Annotated in this window: 19 protein-coding genes; 8 read left to right on the plus strand and 11 right to left on the minus strand. The window is 67.3% G+C overall.

Annotated features, from left to right (window positions below; translation table 11 throughout):
- Positions 1 to 64 precede the first annotated feature (64 nt).
- The 7 genes from ACFPOB_RS02155 (at position 65) to ACFPOB_RS02185 (ending at position 8,134) form a co-directional block, all read left to right on the plus strand.
- The gene (locus ACFPOB_RS02155; protein WP_377795552.1) at positions 65 to 1,558 is read left to right on the plus strand and encodes a replicative DNA helicase; all 1,494 of its coding nucleotides are present in this window, start codon (positions 65 to 67) and stop codon (positions 1,556 to 1,558) included.
- Positions 1,555 to 2,685 (plus strand): alanine racemase, encoded by a 1,131-nt coding sequence (gene alr / locus ACFPOB_RS02160; protein ID WP_377795554.1) that lies wholly within the window; start codon positions 1,555 to 1,557, stop codon positions 2,683 to 2,685. The genes ACFPOB_RS02155 and alr overlap by 4 nt, the downstream gene beginning before the upstream one ends.
- Positions 2,685 to 4,085, plus strand: coding sequence for a DNA repair protein RadA (radA, locus tag ACFPOB_RS02165; RefSeq protein WP_377795555.1), 1,401 nt, complete (start codon positions 2,685 to 2,687; stop codon positions 4,083 to 4,085). Before alr ends, radA begins: the two co-directional genes overlap by 1 nt.
- A gap of 107 nt (positions 4,086 to 4,192) precedes the next feature.
- Complete coding sequence (locus ACFPOB_RS02170) at positions 4,193 to 4,906, plus strand: CvpA family protein (RefSeq protein WP_092154203.1); 714 nt, start codon at positions 4,193 to 4,195, stop codon at positions 4,904 to 4,906.
- A gap of 142 nt (positions 4,907 to 5,048) precedes the next feature.
- The gene (purF, locus tag ACFPOB_RS02175) at positions 5,049 to 6,518 is read left to right on the plus strand and encodes an amidophosphoribosyltransferase (protein WP_377795557.1); all 1,470 of its coding nucleotides are present in this window, start codon (positions 5,049 to 5,051) and stop codon (positions 6,516 to 6,518) included.
- Positions 6,519 to 6,537: 19 nt separating this feature from the next.
- Positions 6,538 to 7,278, plus strand: coding sequence for an SDR family NAD(P)-dependent oxidoreductase (locus tag ACFPOB_RS02180; RefSeq protein WP_377795559.1), 741 nt, complete (start codon positions 6,538 to 6,540; stop codon positions 7,276 to 7,278).
- A 43-nt stretch (positions 7,279 to 7,321) separates the two neighbouring features.
- Positions 7,322 to 8,134 carry a tetratricopeptide repeat protein gene (locus ACFPOB_RS02185; protein WP_377795561.1) on the plus strand — a complete coding sequence of 271 codons (813 nt, stop codon included), beginning with the start codon at positions 7,322 to 7,324 and terminating at the stop codon, positions 8,132 to 8,134.
- 79 nt (positions 8,135 to 8,213) lie between these two features.
- Here ACFPOB_RS02185 and ACFPOB_RS02190 read toward each other — a convergent pair whose 3' ends face one another.
- The 4 genes from ACFPOB_RS02190 to ACFPOB_RS02205 all read right to left on the minus strand — a co-directional run bounded on the left by ACFPOB_RS02190 (position 8,214) and on the right by ACFPOB_RS02205 (position 11,481).
- On the minus strand, positions 8,214 to 8,624 hold the full coding sequence (locus ACFPOB_RS02190) for an NUDIX hydrolase (RefSeq protein ID WP_377795563.1): 411 nt from the start codon (positions 8,622 to 8,624) through the stop codon (positions 8,214 to 8,216).
- Positions 8,624 to 10,012 (minus strand): ribosome biogenesis GTPase Der, encoded by a 1,389-nt coding sequence (der, locus tag ACFPOB_RS02195; protein WP_377795564.1) that lies wholly within the window; start codon positions 10,010 to 10,012, stop codon positions 8,624 to 8,626. Before der ends, ACFPOB_RS02190 begins: the two co-directional genes overlap by 1 nt.
- Positions 10,013 to 10,123: 111 nt before the next feature.
- A complete protein-coding gene (locus tag ACFPOB_RS02200; protein WP_377795566.1) occupies positions 10,124 to 10,786 on the minus strand; it encodes a tetratricopeptide repeat protein in 663 nt (220 codons plus the stop codon).
- Between the two features lie 89 nt (positions 10,787 to 10,875).
- The gene (locus ACFPOB_RS02205) at positions 10,876 to 11,481 is read right to left on the minus strand and encodes a TetR/AcrR family transcriptional regulator (protein WP_377795568.1); all 606 of its coding nucleotides are present in this window, start codon (positions 11,479 to 11,481) and stop codon (positions 10,876 to 10,878) included.
- Between the two features lie 70 nt (positions 11,482 to 11,551).
- Here ACFPOB_RS02205 and ACFPOB_RS02210 point away from each other — a divergent pair, with 70 nt between their 5' ends.
- Entirely contained in the window at positions 11,552 to 11,956 is a 405-nt protein-coding gene (locus tag ACFPOB_RS02210) for a VOC family protein (protein ID WP_377795570.1), read from the plus strand.
- A gap of 57 nt (positions 11,957 to 12,013) precedes the next feature.
- Here the strand turns inward: ACFPOB_RS02210 and queA are convergent, their stop codons facing one another.
- The 7 genes from queA to mce form a co-directional block, all read right to left on the minus strand.
- Complete coding sequence (queA, locus tag ACFPOB_RS02215; protein ID WP_377795571.1) at positions 12,014 to 13,108, minus strand: tRNA preQ1(34) S-adenosylmethionine ribosyltransferase-isomerase QueA; 1,095 nt, start codon at positions 13,106 to 13,108, stop codon at positions 12,014 to 12,016.
- A gap of 115 nt (positions 13,109 to 13,223) precedes the next feature.
- A complete protein-coding gene (locus ACFPOB_RS02220; RefSeq protein ID WP_377795573.1) occupies positions 13,224 to 13,691 on the minus strand; it encodes a peptidylprolyl isomerase in 468 nt (155 codons plus the stop codon).
- Positions 13,691 to 14,299: a hypothetical protein gene (locus ACFPOB_RS02225; protein WP_377795575.1), complete on the minus strand. Its 609-nt coding sequence runs from the start codon at positions 14,297 to 14,299 to the stop codon at positions 13,691 to 13,693. Before ACFPOB_RS02225 ends, ACFPOB_RS02220 begins: the two co-directional genes overlap by 1 nt.
- A 25-nt stretch (positions 14,300 to 14,324) precedes the next feature.
- Positions 14,325 to 14,885, minus strand: coding sequence for a peptidylprolyl isomerase (locus tag ACFPOB_RS02230; protein WP_377795576.1), 561 nt, complete (start codon positions 14,883 to 14,885; stop codon positions 14,325 to 14,327).
- A 393-nt stretch (positions 14,886 to 15,278) separates the two neighbouring features.
- Positions 15,279 to 15,509 carry a DUF1467 family protein gene (locus ACFPOB_RS02235; RefSeq protein ID WP_377795578.1) on the minus strand — a complete coding sequence of 77 codons (231 nt, stop codon included), beginning with the start codon at positions 15,507 to 15,509 and terminating at the stop codon, positions 15,279 to 15,281.
- Complete coding sequence (locus tag ACFPOB_RS02240) at positions 15,506 to 15,907, minus strand: RidA family protein (protein ID WP_336529094.1); 402 nt, start codon at positions 15,905 to 15,907, stop codon at positions 15,506 to 15,508. The genes ACFPOB_RS02235 and ACFPOB_RS02240 overlap by 4 nt, the downstream gene beginning before the upstream one ends.
- Before the next feature lie 3 nt (positions 15,908 to 15,910).
- Positions 15,911 to 16,315, minus strand: a complete 405-nt coding sequence (gene mce / locus ACFPOB_RS02245; RefSeq protein ID WP_377795580.1) for a methylmalonyl-CoA epimerase — start codon at positions 16,313 to 16,315, stop codon at positions 15,911 to 15,913.
- Positions 16,316 to 16,330: the final 15 nt, after the last annotated feature.

Below are 16,330 nucleotides of genomic sequence, written 5' to 3' on the forward strand. Positions count from 1 at the left end.
AGTAATAGACATGTTCCTACTTTGTTCATGTTCATGACTCCGCGGCATTGACCTATCCAGAGCCATGTCCAGCGCCACCGCACTCGTCGCCCGCCTCGAGACCAACCAGGAGGTGAACTTCCGCGTCCAGCCTCATAACATCGAGGCGGAGCAGGCGCTGCTGGGCGCCATCCTGGTCAACAACGACGCCTTCTACCGGGTCTCGGACTTCCTGCAGCCCGAGCACTTCTTCGAGGAACTGCACCGGCGCATCTTCGAGCTGATGAGCAGCATGATCCGGGCGGGCAAGATCGCGACGCCGATCACGCTCAAGACCTTCGTCGGGGAAATCGATCTCGGCGGCATCACCGCGCCGCAATATCTCGCCCGGCTCGCGGCCGAGGCGACCACCGTCATCAACGCCGCCGACTACGGACGCACCGTCTACGACCTCGCCATCCGCCGCCAGCTGATCGGCGTCGGCGAGGAACTGGTGAACGTCGCCTATGACGCGCCGGTCGAGATGGCGCCGCGCGAGCAGATCGAGGACGCCGAGCGCAAGCTCTACGCACTCGCCGAGAAGGGCCGCTACGAGGGCGGCTTCCAGAAATTCGACGGAGCGTTGCGGCTGGCCATCGACATGGCTGCGAGCGCCTTCCAGCGCGCCGGCGGCCTCTCCGGCATCGCCTCGGGCCTGCGCGATCTCGATGCGCGCATGGGCGGCCTGCAACGCTCCGACCTGATCGTGCTCGCCGGCCGCCCGGCCATGGGCAAGACCTCGCTGGCCACCAACATCGCCTTCAACATGGCCAAGGCCTGGCGCGGCGAGCGCCAGGAGGACGGCTCGATCAAGTCGGTCGACGGCGCCATCGTCGGCTTCTTCTCGCTGGAAATGTCGGCCGACCAGCTCGCCACCCGTATCGTCGCCGAGCAGTCGGGCATCTCCTCCTACAAGATCAGGCAGGGCCGCATCACCGAGGCGGATTTCGCCCGGTTGACCGACGTCGCCGCCCAGATCGAGAAGCTGCCGCTCTATATCGACCAGACAGGCGGCATCTCGATCGCCCAGTTGGTCGCCCGCGCCCGAAGGCTGCAGCGCCAGAAAGGGCTCGACGTCCTGTTCATCGACTACCTCCAGCTGCTCTCCGGTTCGTCGAAGAAGGGCGAGAACCGCGTGCAGGAGCTGACCGAGATCACCACGAGCCTGAAGGCGCTGGCCAAGGAGCTCAACGTCCCGATCATCGCGCTGTCCCAGCTCTCGCGCCAGGTCGAGAACCGCGACGACAAGCGCCCGCAGCTCTCGGACCTGCGCGAATCCGGCTCGATCGAGCAGGACGCCGACGTGGTGATGTTCGTCTACCGCGAAGAGTACTATCTCAAGGCCAAGGAGCCCCGCCCGGGCACCGACGAGCACAACAAATGGGTGATGGAGATGGAGGCCGCCCATGGGTTGGCCGAGCTCATCATCGGCAAGCAGCGCCACGGCCCGACCGGGACCGTCGCCCTGCAGTTCGATGCCGACGTGACGCGCTTCTCCGACCGCGCCGACGAAACCCATCTGCCGGAACGCCTCGAATGAGCGCCTTCGACACGCCCGAGAATGCCGGCCATGGCGGCGTTCTGACGATCGACCTTGGCGCGCTCGTCGCCAATTGGCGCATGCTGGAACAGCGGGCCGGAACGGAGGCGGCCGCCGTGGTCAAGGCCAATGCCTACGGCATCGGCATCGAGCCGGCGGTCACCGCGCTGACCAAGGCCGGCTGCAAAACCTTCTTCGTCGCGCATCTCTCGGAAGCAATTCGGGCCCGCGCCGTCGCCCCCGACGCGACGATCTACGTGCTCAACGGCCTCGCCCCGGAGACGGGCGGCGCTTACGCCGAGCACGATCTCTCGCCGGTGCTGGGCTCGCATGAGGAACTGCTCGAATGGGCGGGCTTGCGGCAGAGCGGCGCCAGGGTCAGGCCGGCAGCGCTGCACCTCGATACGGCGATGAATCGGCTCGGGCTCTGGCCCGGCGAAGGGCTCGATCTTGCGCGCGAGAAGAGCGGTGTCATCGCCGCCGCCGGCATCGGGCTGGTGATGAGCCATTTCGCCGCCTCGGAGGTGGTCGACGACCCCGCCAATGCCCGGCAGATCTCGGCTTTCGCTGAGATCGCCGCAGCGTTTCCCGGCGTGCCGGCGTCCTTGCTGAACTCCTCCGGCCATTTCCTGCCGGGCTGCCCGTCCTACCAGCTCACCCGGCCGGGATACGCCCTCTATGGCGGCAATCCGACGCCCGGAAAGCTGAACCCGATGCGGCGGGTCATTGGCCTCGAAGCGCAGATTATTCAGTTACGCGAGGTCGAGGCCGGGACGCAGGTCGGCTATAACGGCACCTGGACGGCGAAGGACCGGCGCAAGCTCGCGACCATCTGCCTGGGCTATGCCGACGGCTATCCGCGCAATGCGAGCTGGACCGATCGCTCGCAAGGCGGCTCGGCGCTGGTCGGCGGCGTGCGCTGTCCCTTCGTCGGCACGGTCTCGATGGACCTGATCATCGTCGACGTGTCCGAAGCCCCGCCCGAGGCGGTCAGGCGCGGCGCGCCGGTGACGCTGATCGGCGGCGAGCTCGACCTCGAAGCGGTTGGTGCCGGCGCCAAGACGATCGGCTACGAGATCCTGACCAACCTCGGCCGCCGCCATGCGCGGCGCTATGTCGGGCTGTAATGGCCAAGCGCGGCCCGACTTACATCTGCCAGGCCTGCGGCGCGGTCTACCACCGCTGGCAGGGCAAATGCGATTCCTGCGGCACCTGGTCGTCGCTGTCGGAAGAGGCGCAGGCCGCGCCGGTCCCCGGTGGTGGCCGCGTGCCCTCTGGCGGGCGGGCTCGCGGCCGCATCTTCGCGCTGGAGAGCCTAAAGGGCGAGACGCAGGATGCGCCGCGCATCGTCTCGGGCATCGGCGAGCTCGATCGTGTCACCGGCGGCGGTTTCGTGCCGGGCTCGGTCCTGCTGATCGGTGGCGATCCCGGCATCGGCAAGTCGACCTTGCTGATGCAGGCCTGCGCCGCCATGGCGATGACCGGCCGGCGCGTCGTCTATGTCTCCGGCGAGGAATCGACCAGCCAGGTCCGCCTCAGAGCCCAGCGCATGGGCCTCGCCGAGGCGCCGGTCGACCTCGCCGCCGAGACCAATATCGAGGACATCATCGCCACGCTTGGCCAGGGCGAGCGCCCTGCCCTGGTGGTGATCGATTCGATCCAGACCATGTGGTCCTCCGAGGTCGAGAGCGCGCCCGGCACGGTAACGCAGGTGCGCGGCTCCGCGCAGGCGCTGATCCGCTATGCCAAGACCTCCGGGGCCTGCCTGATCCTGGTCGGCCATGTCACCAAGGACGGCCAGATCGCCGGGCCGCGCGTCGTCGAGCACATGGTCGACGCCGTGCTATCCTTCGAAGGCGAAGGCACGCATTCCTTCCGCATCCTGCGCGGCCAGAAGAACCGCTTCGGCGCGACCGACGAGATCGGCGTCTTCGAGATGACCGGCGCCGGGCTCTCCGAAGTCGGCAATCCCTCCGCCCTGTTCCTCGCCGGGCGCGACCAGGATGCGCCGGGCGCCGCCGTGCTCGCCAGCATCGAGGGCACGCGGCCGGTCCTGGTCGAAATCCAGGCGCTGGTCGCCCCGAGCGCGCTCGGCACGCCGCGCCGCGCCGTAGTCGGCTGGGAGAACAGCCGCCTCGCCATGGTGCTGGCGGTGCTCGAGACGCATGGGGGCTTAAAGCTCGGCCAGCACGACGTCTATCTCAACGTCGCCGGCGGCCTGCGCGTCGGAGAGCCGGCGGCGGACCTTGCCGTCGCCGCGGCGCTTGTCTCCTCGCTCACCGGCGCGGTCCTGCCCTCGGGCGCGGTGCATTTCGGCGAGATCGCCCTCTCAGGCGCGATCCGGCCTGTCTCCGTCGCGGCGGCGCGGCTGCGCGAGGCCGCAAAGCTGGGTTTCGAGAGCGCTGTCCTGCCCGCTGCAGGAGCCGATATCGGCGATGGCAACGGCTTGAGATTGCGGCGCCTCAGCCATGTCGGCGAACTCGTAGCGGAGATTGCTGCAACAGCTCCTCGCCGCGGTGCAAAATGAGCCGACTGCATGGGTGACGCGCGGCACGCGAGCTTGTATAGCAAAACCCGCCCGGCCCACCAGTTTGACGCGCGCCGGCCCCGATTTTGCAGCGAAGCGGCCCTGACATGCCTGTGACCATTCTCGATCTCGTCGTCATCGGCGTGGTGTTGATCTCGGCTTTGCTCGCAGCCGTGCGCGGTTTGACGCGTGAAGTGCTGGCGATCGCCTCCTGGGCGGCGGCGGCCGTCGTCGCCTGGATTTTCCATCCGCAGCTGCTGCCGCTGGCGCAGCAATACATTCCCAACAAGACCGTCGCGCTGGTCGCGGTGATCGCGGCGCTCTTCCTCGGCACGCTGATCGTCGTTTCGCTGATCACGGCCCGGATCTCGGATTTCGTGCTCGATTCGCGCATCGGCGCGCTCGACCGCACGCTCGGCTTCGTCTTCGGCGCCGCCCGCGGCCTGCTGCTCGCGGTCGTCGGCTATCTCTTCTTCACCGCGCTGGTGCCGGAGAAGATGCAGCCGGCCTGGGCGCGCGATTCGCGCTCGAAGCCACTGCTGGAGGAAACCGGCCGCAGCCTGCTGACAATGCTGCCGCAGGATATCGATTCCGAGTTCGTCAAGAAGCTGCTGCAGCCGAAGCAGGCCGAGCCGACCGAAGCGCCGGCCGAAGAACCGCGGACTCCGGGCGCCACGCCGCCCGCTGGCACCGCCCCGGCCGACCCGCAGCGCCGTACCCAGGCGCCCGCCACCGACCGGCAGGCGTTGCAGCGCGTGATCGATTCGACCGCTCCGGCCACCACCGGCGCAACGCCCGCGCCGGCGCAACGCCGGCCCTGAGTGGAACCTGAGCATGGTCCCATCACAAAAACGGCATCCGTTCTTGTGATGAGGCGATGCTCCAACAAGTAGTTGGCAAATTCTTCCCGTTAGGCCGGCCCGGCTGAACGGAGAGCGTACCGAAGCCGCGATGGAGCCTGCGATGAGCCTGATCCACGATGCCGACGCCGTGTTCGATCCGAATGCCGATCGCCTGCGCGAGGAGTGCGGCGTTTTCGGCATCTTCGGGCATGAGGACGCGGCGGCGCTGACCGCGCTCGGCCTGCACGCTTTGCAGCATCGTGGCCAGGAGGCGACCGGCATCGTCTCCTTCGACGGCAAGCGCTTCCACACCGAGCGTCAGCTTGGCCTGGTCGGCGACGTCTTCTCCGACGCCAGCGTGATCGAGAAGCTCAAGGGCAAGCAGGCGATCGGCCATGTCCGCTACTCGACGACCGGCGAGACCATCCTACGCAATGTCCAGCCGCTGTTCTCCGAACTGCATGGCGGCGGCTTCGCGGTCGCTCATAACGGCAACCTGACCAACGGCCTGACGCTGCGGCGCAACCTCGTCCGCGACGGCGCGATCTACCAGTCGACTTCGGACACCGAGGTCGTGCTCCACCTCGTCGCCCGCAGCCGCAAGCCGAAATTCATCGAGCGCTTCATCGATGCGCTGCGCCAGATCGAGGGCGCCTACGCCTTCGTCGGCATCACCAACAAGAAACTGGTCGGCGCGCGCGATCCGCTCGGCATCCGCCCGCTCGTGCTCGGCGAACTGAACGGCTGCCCGATCCTGACCTCCGAGACCTGCGCGCTCGACATCATCGGCGCCAAGTTCGTCCGCGAGATCGAGAATGGCGAGGTCGTCGTCATCTCCGAGCAGGGCATCGAGAGCCACAAGCCCTTCCCGCCCGTGCCGGAGCGGCCTTGCGTCTTCGAATACATCTACTTCGCCCGGCCGGATTCGATCGTTAAGGGCCGCAGCATCTATGAGCGGCGCAAGGCGATGGGCGCACAGCTCGCGCTGGAAGCCCCGACCGAGGCCGACGTAATCGTGCCGGTGCCGGATTCCGGCGTGCCGGCGGCACTCGGCTATGCCCAGGCGAGCGGCATTCCGTTCGAGCTCGGCATCATCCGCAACCACTATGTCGGCCGCACCTTCATCGAGCCGACGCAGAAGGTGCGCGAGCTCGGCGTGCGCCTGAAGCATTCGGCCAATCGCAGCGTGGTCGAGGGCAAGCGCATCGTGCTGGTGGACGATTCAATCGTGCGCGGCACCACCTCGCTGAAGATCGTCAAGATGATGCGCGAGGCCGGAGCGCGCGAGGTGCATTTCCGCATCTCCTCGCCGCCAATCACCCATCCCGACTATTACGGCATCGACACGCCCGACCAGGCGAAGCTGCTCGCCGCGACGCATACGCTCGAGGAGATGCGCCAGTTCGTCGGCGCCGATTCGCTCGCCTTCATCTCGGTCGACGGGCTCTACAAGGCGATGGGCCATGAGCGGCGCGACCCGGCCCGGCCGCAATTCACCGACCATTGCTTCACCGGCGAATACCCGACCTCGCTGACCGATGTCGTCGGCGAGAGCGCCAAGCAAGAGATGTCGCTGCTGGCCGCCGGCTGAGCCTTTCGATGGGACTTCAATGAGCAAGCCTCTGGAAGGGCGCATCGCGCTCGTCACCGGTGCGTCGCGCGGCATCGGCCGCGCCGCTTCTCTCGCCTACGCCGAGGCCGGCGCCCACGTCATCGCCCTGGCGCGCACCACGGGCGCGCTGGAAGAGCTCGACGACGAGGTCCGGGCGATCGGCGGTAGCGCGACTTTGGTGCCGGTCGACCTCGCCGACGCCGCCGCGATCGAAAAGTTGGGCCCTGCCCTGCTGGAACGCTGGGGCCGGCTCGACATCCTGCTCGCCAATGCCGGCATCCTCGGCCCGCTGGCGCCACTGACCCATGTCAGCCCCAAGGAATGGTCCGAGGTCTTCGACATCAATGTCAGCGCCAATTGGCGGCTGCTGAAATCGGTCGAGCCGGCGCTGAAGGCCTCCGAATCCGGCCGCGCGATCTTCCTGTCGTCCGGCGCGGCGCATAAGGGTCTGGCCTACTGGGGACCCTATGCGGTCTCCAAGGCGGCGCTCGAGGCGATGGCGCGCAGCTACGCCGACGAGACCCGGAGCACCAATCTGCGGGTCATGCTGGTCAACCCGGGCCCTCTGCGGACCCGCATGCGGGCCCAGGCGATGCCGGGTGAGGATCCGATGACGCTGAAGACGCCTGAAGATCTGGCGCCGCATCTGGTCGAAATCGCCGCGCCGGGCTGGAGCGAGACCGGCAAGATCTTCGACTTCCCGCAGGGCAAGGTCCTGACGCCGCAAATGCCGGCGTAAGCATGCCCTGACAATCGGCTGAACGAGGCGAGCACCAGGACAAATGCTGCAACGCGCTCTCTCGCCGCTGCCCGCCCTCGCCGCTTTCGGTTTATCGATCGTCGTGATGACGGCGGGGCACGCCGTAGCGGACAGCACTCGCATCAGCCCCGATCCCGCTCTGGCCGAGGAACTGCGCCGAACCTGTCGCTCGGGCGGCGCGTTGTCGTTGGCCGGCCCCCCGGCCGATGCGCAGGAGATCATCACGCGTCACGATAACGCTGTCGCAGCCTGCACGCGGCTGATCGACAGCGGGAGGCTCACGGGCCGCGAGCTCGCTGCCGCTCTCCTCGATCGCGCAGATCTTCTGGCGCCGGGGACAGGCGACGCTTACACCCGGGCGCTCGCCGATTACGACCGGGCCATCGCCCTCGAGCCGACGGTGGCCATTGCATTCTCCAAGCGCGGGAAGGCCCATCTGCTGTATGCGCGAAACCTCAAGCTCGCGCTACGCGATCTCGATGCCGCCATCCGCCTCGACCCGTCGCAGGCGGACTTCTTTGTCACGCGCGCATCGATCCAGGCCTGGCTCAAACAGCCAGACAGGGCTCTTGCCGATCTCGATCGAGCCGTCGCCCTTGCGCCCACGTCCGAGAAGGCCCGATCCGTTCGCGGCCTGACCCATCTCGACCAGGGTCGATTTGCCAAAGCCATCGCCGATTTCGATGAAGCCATTCGCCTGGCGCCGAACGCCGGCGAGAATTTCAGCTTCCGCGCTGCGGCCAGACGTGCGGCAGGCGATCCGGACGGGGCGCGCTCGGACGAGGCCCAAGCACGCGCGCTGACGTCTTCAGGCCAGACTCCGGCACAGCGCTGAGCGACGGCGGATCTCCCGGCGCCTCAAGCGACCTCCTCCGGCAAGGGGGGACGGGAAGCGGCGCGAGCATGATGCAGCTCTACCTTACAGCCGCATACTCCCGCACCACCGCGATCAGGTCCGGAACCGTTAAATTCGGCAGCGCCGCCATCTCGTCGAGCGAAAACCAGCCGATCCGGACATGCTCGTCGGTGAGGTTCTCCGCCTCGCCGCCGTCCCAGCCCGAGACGACGTAGATATGGTGCAGGGCCGCGCCGTTGCGCGCGGGGAAACGTTCCTCGGCGGAGAGCATCAACCGGTAGGTCGTTGGCGTCAGCCCAACCTCCTCTCGGCATTCGCGGACAAGCGCGGCATCCAGCGCCTCGTCCTGCTCAACCCGGCCGCCGATCGCATCCCAGTGGTCCGCCCAGGCGCGCTTCCAGGAGGCGCGCAGGGCCAGCAGCACCCGCCCGTCGGCGCGCAGGAAGAGCGCGCTGACGGTCTCGAGCATCAGCCCTTTGCCTTGTCGTACGGGTTGTTGCCGCCGCGGGTATGGAGCCGCACAGGCGTTCCCGGCAGCTCGAAGGCCTCGCGCAGATTGTTGGTCAGATAGCGCAGATACGACACCGGCAGATGCTCGAGCTGGTTGCCGAACAGCGCGAAGGTCGGCGGACGCGCCTTGGCCTGCGTCATGTAGCGAATCTTGATGCGGCGACCAGCGACGGCCGGCGGCGGATGGGCCGAGAGCACGCCTTCGAGCCAGCGATTGATCCTCGCCGTCGAGACGCGGCGGTTCCAGACGTCATAGGCGCGGAAGACCGCCTGCATCAGCCGGTCGATGCCCTCGCCGGCGATGCCGGAGAGCGGCACGATCTCGACGCCGCGGATCTGCGCCAGCAGATGGTGCGCCTTCTCCTTGAGCTCGGCGAGCAGGCCCTGCTTGTCGGCGACGAGGTCCCATTTGTTCAGGCCGATGACGACCGCACGGCCCTCGCGCTCGGTCAGGTCGGCCAGCGCAAGGTCCTGCTTCTCGAAGGGGATGGTTGCGTCGAGCAGCACCACGACCACCTCGGCGAAGCGGATGGCGCGCAGCGAATCCGCCACGGCGAGCTTCTCCAGCTTCTCGTCGATACGGGCGCGCTTGCGCATGCCGGCGGTGTCGAACAGCTTCACCGGCCGGCCGCGCCACTCCCATTCGACCGAGATGGTGTCGCGCGTGATGCCGGCCTCGGGACCGGTCAGCAGGCGCTCCTCGCCGATCATCCGGTTGACCAGGGTCGACTTGCCGGCATTGGGGCGGCCGATGATGGTGACGCGCAGCGGCCGGTTGGGGTCGACATCCTCATCGTCCGCAACCGCGGCAGGCGCATCGGCCCAGGCTTCTTCTTCGTCTTCCTCCGGCTCGTCGGAAATGTAAGGTGCCAGGGCCTCCAGCAGATCGGCCGTGCCCTCGCCATGCTCGGCCGAGAACGGCACGGGATCGCCCAGGCCGAGCGAATAGGCCTCCATGACCCCGTCCTTGCCCTTGTTCCCCTCGGCCTTGTTGGCGAGGAGGATCACGGGCTTGCCTGAACGGCGCACCAGGTCGGCAAAAGGCTGGTCCATCGGCGTCAGGCCGAGCCGGGCGTCGATCATGAACAGGATGACGTCGGCCTGCTCGATCGCGGTTTCGGTCTGGGCGCGCATGCGGCCCGCGAGCGAATCCTTCTCGGCCTCCTCGAGGCCTGCGGTATCGATCACGGTGAAGTTGAGATGGCCGAGGCTGGCCTCTCCCTCGCGGCGGTCGCGCGTGACGCCGGGCTGGTCGTCTACCAGTGCCAGCTTCTTGCCGACGAGCCGGTTGAACAGGGTCGACTTGCCGACATTGGGCCGGCCGACGATGGCGATGATAGCGCTCATGATCCGTCTTTAATGCAGCATCGGACCCGCGCCGAAAAGTGGCCCTCCACTTTCCGGAGCGAATCCGATGCTTTTGCTTTGGCGAGTCCGTCGACTGCGACGGCCCCGATGTCAGTTCTTGATGGTGACGGGCCCGCCGCGCACCAGCGTCAGATAGAGCTCGACGCGCTGGCGCAGCACCTGCGGCGACTGCGGGTCGGCGACGACGGCGTCGAACCAGCGCCCGGCATCCTCGAAGAGATTGGCTTTGAGCGCTGAAATGCCGAGGAATTCGCGGGCCGAATGGCGCCAGAGCCCGGTCGGCGTCGCCAGCGGCTCGAGTTCCTTGCGCAGTTCGGCGTAAGGAACGAGGTCGACGCGCAGCAGGCCGGCGCGTAGGCGGGCGAGATCGCGATAATACTGGTCGAGCGAAGCGTCGTTGGCGAGGGCGTCGAAGGCGGCCGCGCCCGCGGTCGCATCGCGCTTGCCGACCTCGGCTGCGAGGCGGAAACGCGAGAGCTGGCGATAGCCGGCGGGCGCATTGGCGGCGAGCTCGGTCAGCGTCGCCTCGGCGGTCGTGGCGTCATTGTCGCGCGAGGCGCGCACCGCCGCTTCGAACCTGGCGCCGACGGCCTCGGCCTTCTTGCGCTCCTGCTGCTGCCAGAACTGCCAGCCGCCGACGCCGGCGACCGCCAGCACGGCGATGGCGATGAAGACATTGCCATATTTCTTGAGGATGGCGCTCGCCTTGTCGCGGCGAACCTCCTCGTCGATCTCGCGGAAAATATCGGACATGACGCCTCGAAACTGATTTCGCCTGCCGGGTAGCACCTTTGCCGGCAGAATGCGAGCCGGAACGGCCGCACAGAGCCGTCAGCGCCGGCTTATTGCTGCGGAAGCACCGGAGCCGCCAGGCCAGCGAGCACGGTATCGATCAGCTTCCGCCATTCGCCGGAGTCGGCACCACCGGCAATGGCGAGCGCAGCGCGGTCGTAAGCCGCGCCGAGCAGCTGGGAAGTCGGTGCCAGCGGCAACTCCCGCAACGCACCGGCCTGCATCGCCGCCGCGAGCCCTTCGCGCAGGGTCCGCCCGCCATGGCGCGCGTCGATGGCGTCGAGTTCCTCACGGCCGAGCACGGCGGCAGCATCGATCAGCAGCAATTGGGTCCGGCCCGGGACCTGCATCGCCTCCAGAAAGGCCGCACCGCCCTTGCTGAGCGCCTTCAGCGGCGCCAGGCCAGGCCGGGCCGCGCTCTCGATCTCATGCGCGACCGCCGCCGACTCCGCTTCGACCACGGCCCGGAACAGCGCCCGCTTGTCGGCGAAGTGATGGTAGAGCGCGCCGCGCGTCACGCCCGCCTCGGCGACGAGCTCCGGCGTGCCGGTCTCGGCATAGCCGCGGCTGACGAAGAGCTTGCGCCCCGCCGCGATCAGCGCGGCGCGGGTCGCTTCGGAGCGGTCCTTGTTGGATCGGCGCGTCGCCCATTGCATACGTGCAGCCTGTATGTTAATTCACTGAAACATGCAGATTGTATGTTTATGATGAAAGGCAGGCAAGCCCATGAAAGTCACCAGCTATTACCCGGTGATCATGACCGAGAAGGTCGCGCAGACCGCCGCCTTCTATATCGCGCATTTCGGTTTCGAGGCGCTGTTCGAGGCCGACTGGTACGTCCATCTGCAGTCGACGGTGGACGAGCGGGTGACGCTGGCGGTGCTGGACGGCAGCCATGAGACCATCCCCCTCCCCGGCCGCGGACGCGTTTCGGGGCTGATCCTGAATTTCGAGGTCGACGATGTCGATGCCGAACATGCACGCCTCAGGGCCGCCGGCTTGCCGATCCTCCAGGACCTGCGTGACGAATGGTTCGGCCAGCGCCACTTCATCACCGCCGATCCGAGCGGCGTGCTGATCGACGTGATCAAGCCGATCCCGATGAGCGCGCCGCCCGAAGGCCATGCTTGATCGGGCTGTCCAAGGAATGGCAGAGGCACAGTGCCGCCGCGTCCGGCGAAGCAGCGCTCAGGCTCCAGCGTCGGCCCGGAACAGCAGGCTGCCATCGCCATAGGAATAGAAGCGATAACCCTCGGCGATGGCGTGGGCATAGGCGCGTTTCATCACATCGAGCCCGCTGAAGGCGCTGACCAGCATGAACAGCGTCGAACGCGGCAGGTGGAAATTGGTCATCAGCAGGTCGACGGCGCGGAAGCGATAGCCTGGTGTGATGAAGATCGCGGTGTCGCCCGAGAACGGCTTGATGATGCCGTCCTCAGCCGTCGCGCTTTCGAGCAGGCGCAGCGAAGTCGTGCCGACTGCAACGATGCGGCCGCCGGCGGCGTGAACCGCATTGAGCGCGTCGGCCGTCGGGGCGCTGACCGTGCCCCATTCGGCGTGCATGCGGTGTTCGTCCGTGTCCTGCGCCTTGACCGGCAGGAAGGTGCCGGCGCCGACATGCAGTGTGACGAAATGGCTGGAGACGCCGCGCTGCCTCAGCGCCGCGAACAGCTCCGGCGTGAAATGCAGGCCTGCGGTCGGCGCGGCGACGGCGCCCTCCTCGCGGGCATAGGTGGTCTGGTAGTCGCGGGCATCGGCCTGATCGGTCGCGCGCTTGCCGGCGATATAGGGCGGCAGCGGCAATTCGCCGAGCCGGGCGATCGCCTCGTCGAGATAGGGGCCGCTCAGCGAGAAGCGCAGGCCGATATCGCCGCCCTCGCCCTTGTCCTCGACCTCGGCCTGCAAGCGGGCGAGTTCGCAGGCATTGCCGGCGCCGTCGCTGTCGAAGACGATCGTCTCGCCGATGGCGAGCTTCTTGGCCGGACGGGCGAAAGCGCGCCAGCGATCACCCGCCGCGCGCTTGTGCAGCATGACCTCGATGCGGGCCGAGGCCTCGCCGCGATGGCGCCGACCCCAGAGCCGGGACGGGATGACGCGGGTGTCGTTCAGCACCAGCGCGTCGCCCGGCTGGAGCAGTTCGACGAGGTCGCGGATGCCGCGATCCGCGAAAGGCTCGGTCGCGCCGGGGCGGACGACGAGCAGCTTCGCCGCATCGCGCGGGCTCACGGGCCGCAGCGCAATGCGCTCCTCGGGCAGGTCGAAATCGAAGAGGCCGACGTCCATGGACCGTTTCCCGTCATTGCGAGCGCAGCGAAGCAATCCAGGAAGACGTAGAGCTCTGCCGCTCCTGGATTGTTTCGTCGCTACGCTCCTCGCAATGACGAAGGCTCGGAACGCCTCAGGCGTCCGCCTGAACCTTCAGCGAGACGATGGAGTCGGGATCGCGCACCGGCTCGCCGCGCTTGATCCTGTCGATATTCTCCATGCCCTCAACGACCTGGCCCCAGACCGTGTACTGCTTGTCGAGGAAGCGGGCGTCGTCGAAGACGATGAAGAACTGGCTGTTGGCCGAGTTCGGGTTCTGGGCGCGCGCCATCGAGCAGACGCCGCGGACATGCGGTTCGGCGTTGAATTCCTGGGCGAGGTCCGGATAGCTCGAGCCGCCGGTGCCGGTGCCGTGCGGGCAGCCGACCTGCGCCATGAAGCCGTCGATGACGCGGTGGAAGACGATGCCATCATAGAAGCCCTCGCGGGCGAGCAGCTTGATGCGCTCGACATGGTTGGGGGCGAGGTCCGGCCGCAGCTTGATCACCACGCGGCCCTTGGTGGTCTCCATGACGAGGGTGTTCTCGGGATCGAGCGACATCAGACTGATCTTTCGTTGGTCGGCACACGGCCGAAGAAGCGGATTGTAATCGGGCGGCCTGCGATACTCCCTCCAAGCCCCGGCGACAACCTCATCGGCGTACAATCGCGCACGGCGCGCATCAGCGTGTCGGTGAAGCGCTCGCGCAGGCCGGGCGGCGAACGCCGCATCTCCCAGGTGACGCGCGGCTGGCCGAAGAGCGTGCCGTCGCGGCGCAGGCTGAAACGGACGCTGGCGGCCGCGCTGTCGCCGGCCTGAAGCGCCGGCGGCTTCCAGCAGCGCCGCAGCGCCGGGCCGATCTGATCGAGCCGGTCGACGGTCTCTTCGCCGAGACCGATCGTCTCGGGGTTGACGGTGCCGATGACGCCGCGATCGACGCCGGGAGTCGGCGACGGCCCCGCCGGGCGGCGGGCGCCCTCGCCGAAGGGGCCGCCGATGCCCGGCATGTAGCGCTGGCCCGATTGCGGAGGCAGCACCGGGTTTTGCGAGCCGGACGGCGGCGGCAAGACGGGGTTCTGGAAGCCGGAGGCCGGCGGCAGGCCAAGATCGCGCGTATCCTGCGCCCGCGCCATGCCGCCGGCAGAGGCCAGAAGCAGGAGAACTAGCACAGGAACGCGCGAGCACCGCATCGGCTTACTTGGCGTCGGCCAGCAGGCGCATGCGGATGATCTTGTCCGGACCGCTCACCGCGCCATTGTTGGCGCTGCTGCCCTTCTTGATCTTGCGCACGGCGTCCATGCCGGAGACGACCTCGCCGAACAGGGTGTATTGGCCGGTCAGCGAGCCGCAGCCTTCGAAGCAGATGAAGAACTGCGAATTGGCCGAGTTCGGGCTCTGCGAACGGGCCATGCCGACCGAGCCGACCTTGTACGGGGTCGGGGTGAACTCGGCCGGGATGTTCGGCAAGTCGGAGCCGCCGGTGCCGTCGCCCTTCGGATCGCCGGTCTGGGCCATGAAGCCATCGATGACGCGATGGAAGACGATGCCGTCATAGAAGCCACGCTTGGTCAGGGCCTTGATCTGCTCGACATGCTTGGGCGCCAGGTCCGGCCGCAGGCGGATGGTGACGCGCCCGTCCTTGGTGTCGAGCGCCAGGGTGTTCTGCGGATCGAGATTGGCCGGTGCGGGAGCCTGAGCGTGAGCCAGGCCGATCGAAGCGGAAACTGCCAGCGCGGCGAACGTGGTGCGAAGCATCGAAAAACCTCTCCTGACCGCCGGAACGGCCCGGCGCATCTCAGCCAGCGAGGTAGCGGCATCCTATGACTGGAACAAGGCGCTGAATCTCTGCCGGAGCACAATGTTGCACCGCACAAGAGCAATCTGGAATAAATTTGCAAAAAGTTCGATCGCGAGCTGCCTAAACAGGTGACAACATTATTGCAATCCGCTAATCAATTCAGCGCTGGGCTCGCCCGACCGTTTTCCGGGCGCCGCGGACCAGGTCTCGGGAGGAACAAACAGCTGCTAGTATATGAGTGCGCGGGAATAACGGCGCGCCGATACTACAGTAAAAAACAGACTTTCAAAGGCAGGGCGCGAGCCTTGCCTTTTGTTTTGGTTGATACACTGGATTGTACTTGACCCCGTTCAGATATCGAACTGGGTCCAGATATACCAGACGATGCCGAAAACGATCGCAGCGATGACCGTCGTCGCGACCGCCTTCTTGGCGAGGCCGGGCAGGACCGGCGCTCCGGGGTCGGTCCCCGTCTCGACAGAGCCGCTTTCCGCCTGGCTGCGCACGCCGAAAGGCAGCGTCACGAACAGCACCGTCCACCAGATCACGAAATAGACCGCGAGCCCGCCGCCGATCGTCATGACGGCCTGTCCTCGTCAGCCAGGGCAATGCACGCGAACGCGACCTTGGCATCGGTCGGCACGCCGAAGCGCGCCGTGTGCCGAGCCGGCAAGCCATTCGGGAAATGCTTCACATATTCGGCGTTGCAGGCGGCATAGTCGCCGGGATCGGTGATCAGCATCGTCATCTGCACGACGCGCTCAAGGCTGCTGCCGGCCTCGGCCAGGATGGCGGCGACATGCGCCAGCGCCTGCCGCACCTGCTCGGCCGGCGTCTCTCCCCGCACGATACCCTTCGCCGGCTCATGGGGCGCCGACTGGCCGGAGACGAAGACGAGGCCGCCGGCCCGCGTCGCGAGGCTGAAGGGACGCGGTGAGCCGGGTTCCGGCTCGCCGAAGAATGCGATCTCGGAGATCATGGCTCAGGCCTGCTCCAGCTCGACGAGCGTGCCGCAGAAATCCTTGGGGTGCAGGAAGAGCACAGGCTTGCCATGGGCGCCGATGCGCGGCTCGCCCGAACCGAGCACGCGCGCACCCTGCGCTTTCAACCGCTCGCGCGCCGCGAGGATGTCGTCGACCTCGTAGCAGATGTGGTGGATGCCGCCGTCGGGATTGCGCTCGAGGAACTTGGCGATCGGCGAATCCGCGCCCATCGGCTCCAGCAGCTCGACCTTGGTGTTCGGCAGTTCCACGAACACGACGGTGACGCCATGCTCCGGCTGCGGCAGCGGCTGCGAGACCCGCGCGCCGAGCGTGTCGCGATAGAGCGCGGTCGAGGCGGCGAGATCCTTCACGGCGATGGCGACGTGGTTGAGGCGTCCGATCATTCCCAGAGCTCCGTT

The organism is Allobosea eneae (assembly GCF_042657265.1).
GTDB classification, from domain to species: Bacteria; Pseudomonadota; Alphaproteobacteria; order Rhizobiales; family Beijerinckiaceae; genus Allobosea; species Allobosea eneae.

Bases quoted from the DNA above. Each gene is read 5' to 3' on its own strand.
- ACFPOB_RS02155 (WP_377795552.1), top strand. From the start codon at position 65: ATGTCCAGCGCCACCGCACTCGTCGCCCGCCTCGAGACCAACCAGGAG.
- alr (WP_377795554.1), top strand. From the start codon at position 1,555: ATGAGCGCCTTCGACACGCCCGAGAATGCCGGCCATGGCGGCGTTCTG.
- radA (WP_377795555.1), top strand. From the start codon at position 2,685: ATGGCCAAGCGCGGCCCGACTTACATCTGCCAGGCCTGCGGCGCGGTC.
- ACFPOB_RS02170 (WP_092154203.1), top strand. From the start codon at position 4,193: ATGCCTGTGACCATTCTCGATCTCGTCGTCATCGGCGTGGTGTTGATC.
- purF (WP_377795557.1), top strand. From the start codon at position 5,049: ATGAGCCTGATCCACGATGCCGACGCCGTGTTCGATCCGAATGCCGAT.
- ACFPOB_RS02180 (WP_377795559.1), top strand. From the start codon at position 6,538: ATGAGCAAGCCTCTGGAAGGGCGCATCGCGCTCGTCACCGGTGCGTCG.
- ACFPOB_RS02185 (WP_377795561.1), top strand. From the start codon at position 7,322: ATGCTGCAACGCGCTCTCTCGCCGCTGCCCGCCCTCGCCGCTTTCGGT.
- ACFPOB_RS02190 (WP_377795563.1), bottom strand. From the start codon at position 8,624: ATGCTCGAGACCGTCAGCGCGCTCTTCCTGCGCGCCGACGGGCGGGTG.
- der (WP_377795564.1), bottom strand. From the start codon at position 10,012: ATGAGCGCTATCATCGCCATCGTCGGCCGGCCCAATGTCGGCAAGTCG.
- ACFPOB_RS02200 (WP_377795566.1), bottom strand. From the start codon at position 10,786: ATGTCCGATATTTTCCGCGAGATCGACGAGGAGGTTCGCCGCGACAAG.
- ACFPOB_RS02205 (WP_377795568.1), bottom strand. From the start codon at position 11,481: ATGCAATGGGCGACGCGCCGATCCAACAAGGACCGCTCCGAAGCGACC.
- ACFPOB_RS02210 (WP_377795570.1), top strand. From the start codon at position 11,552: ATGAAAGTCACCAGCTATTACCCGGTGATCATGACCGAGAAGGTCGCG.
- queA (WP_377795571.1), bottom strand. From the start codon at position 13,108: ATGGACGTCGGCCTCTTCGATTTCGACCTGCCCGAGGAGCGCATTGCG.
- ACFPOB_RS02220 (WP_377795573.1), bottom strand. From the start codon at position 13,691: ATGTCGCTCGATCCCGAGAACACCCTCGTCATGGAGACCACCAAGGGC.
- ACFPOB_RS02230 (WP_377795576.1), bottom strand. From the start codon at position 14,885: ATGCTTCGCACCACGTTCGCCGCGCTGGCAGTTTCCGCTTCGATCGGC.
- ACFPOB_RS02235 (WP_377795578.1), bottom strand. From the start codon at position 15,509: ATGACGATCGGCGGCGGGCTCGCGGTCTATTTCGTGATCTGGTGGACG.
- ACFPOB_RS02240 (WP_336529094.1), bottom strand. From the start codon at position 15,907: ATGATCTCCGAGATCGCATTCTTCGGCGAGCCGGAACCCGGCTCACCG.
- mce (WP_377795580.1), bottom strand. From the start codon at position 16,315: ATGATCGGACGCCTCAACCACGTCGCCATCGCCGTGAAGGATCTCGCC.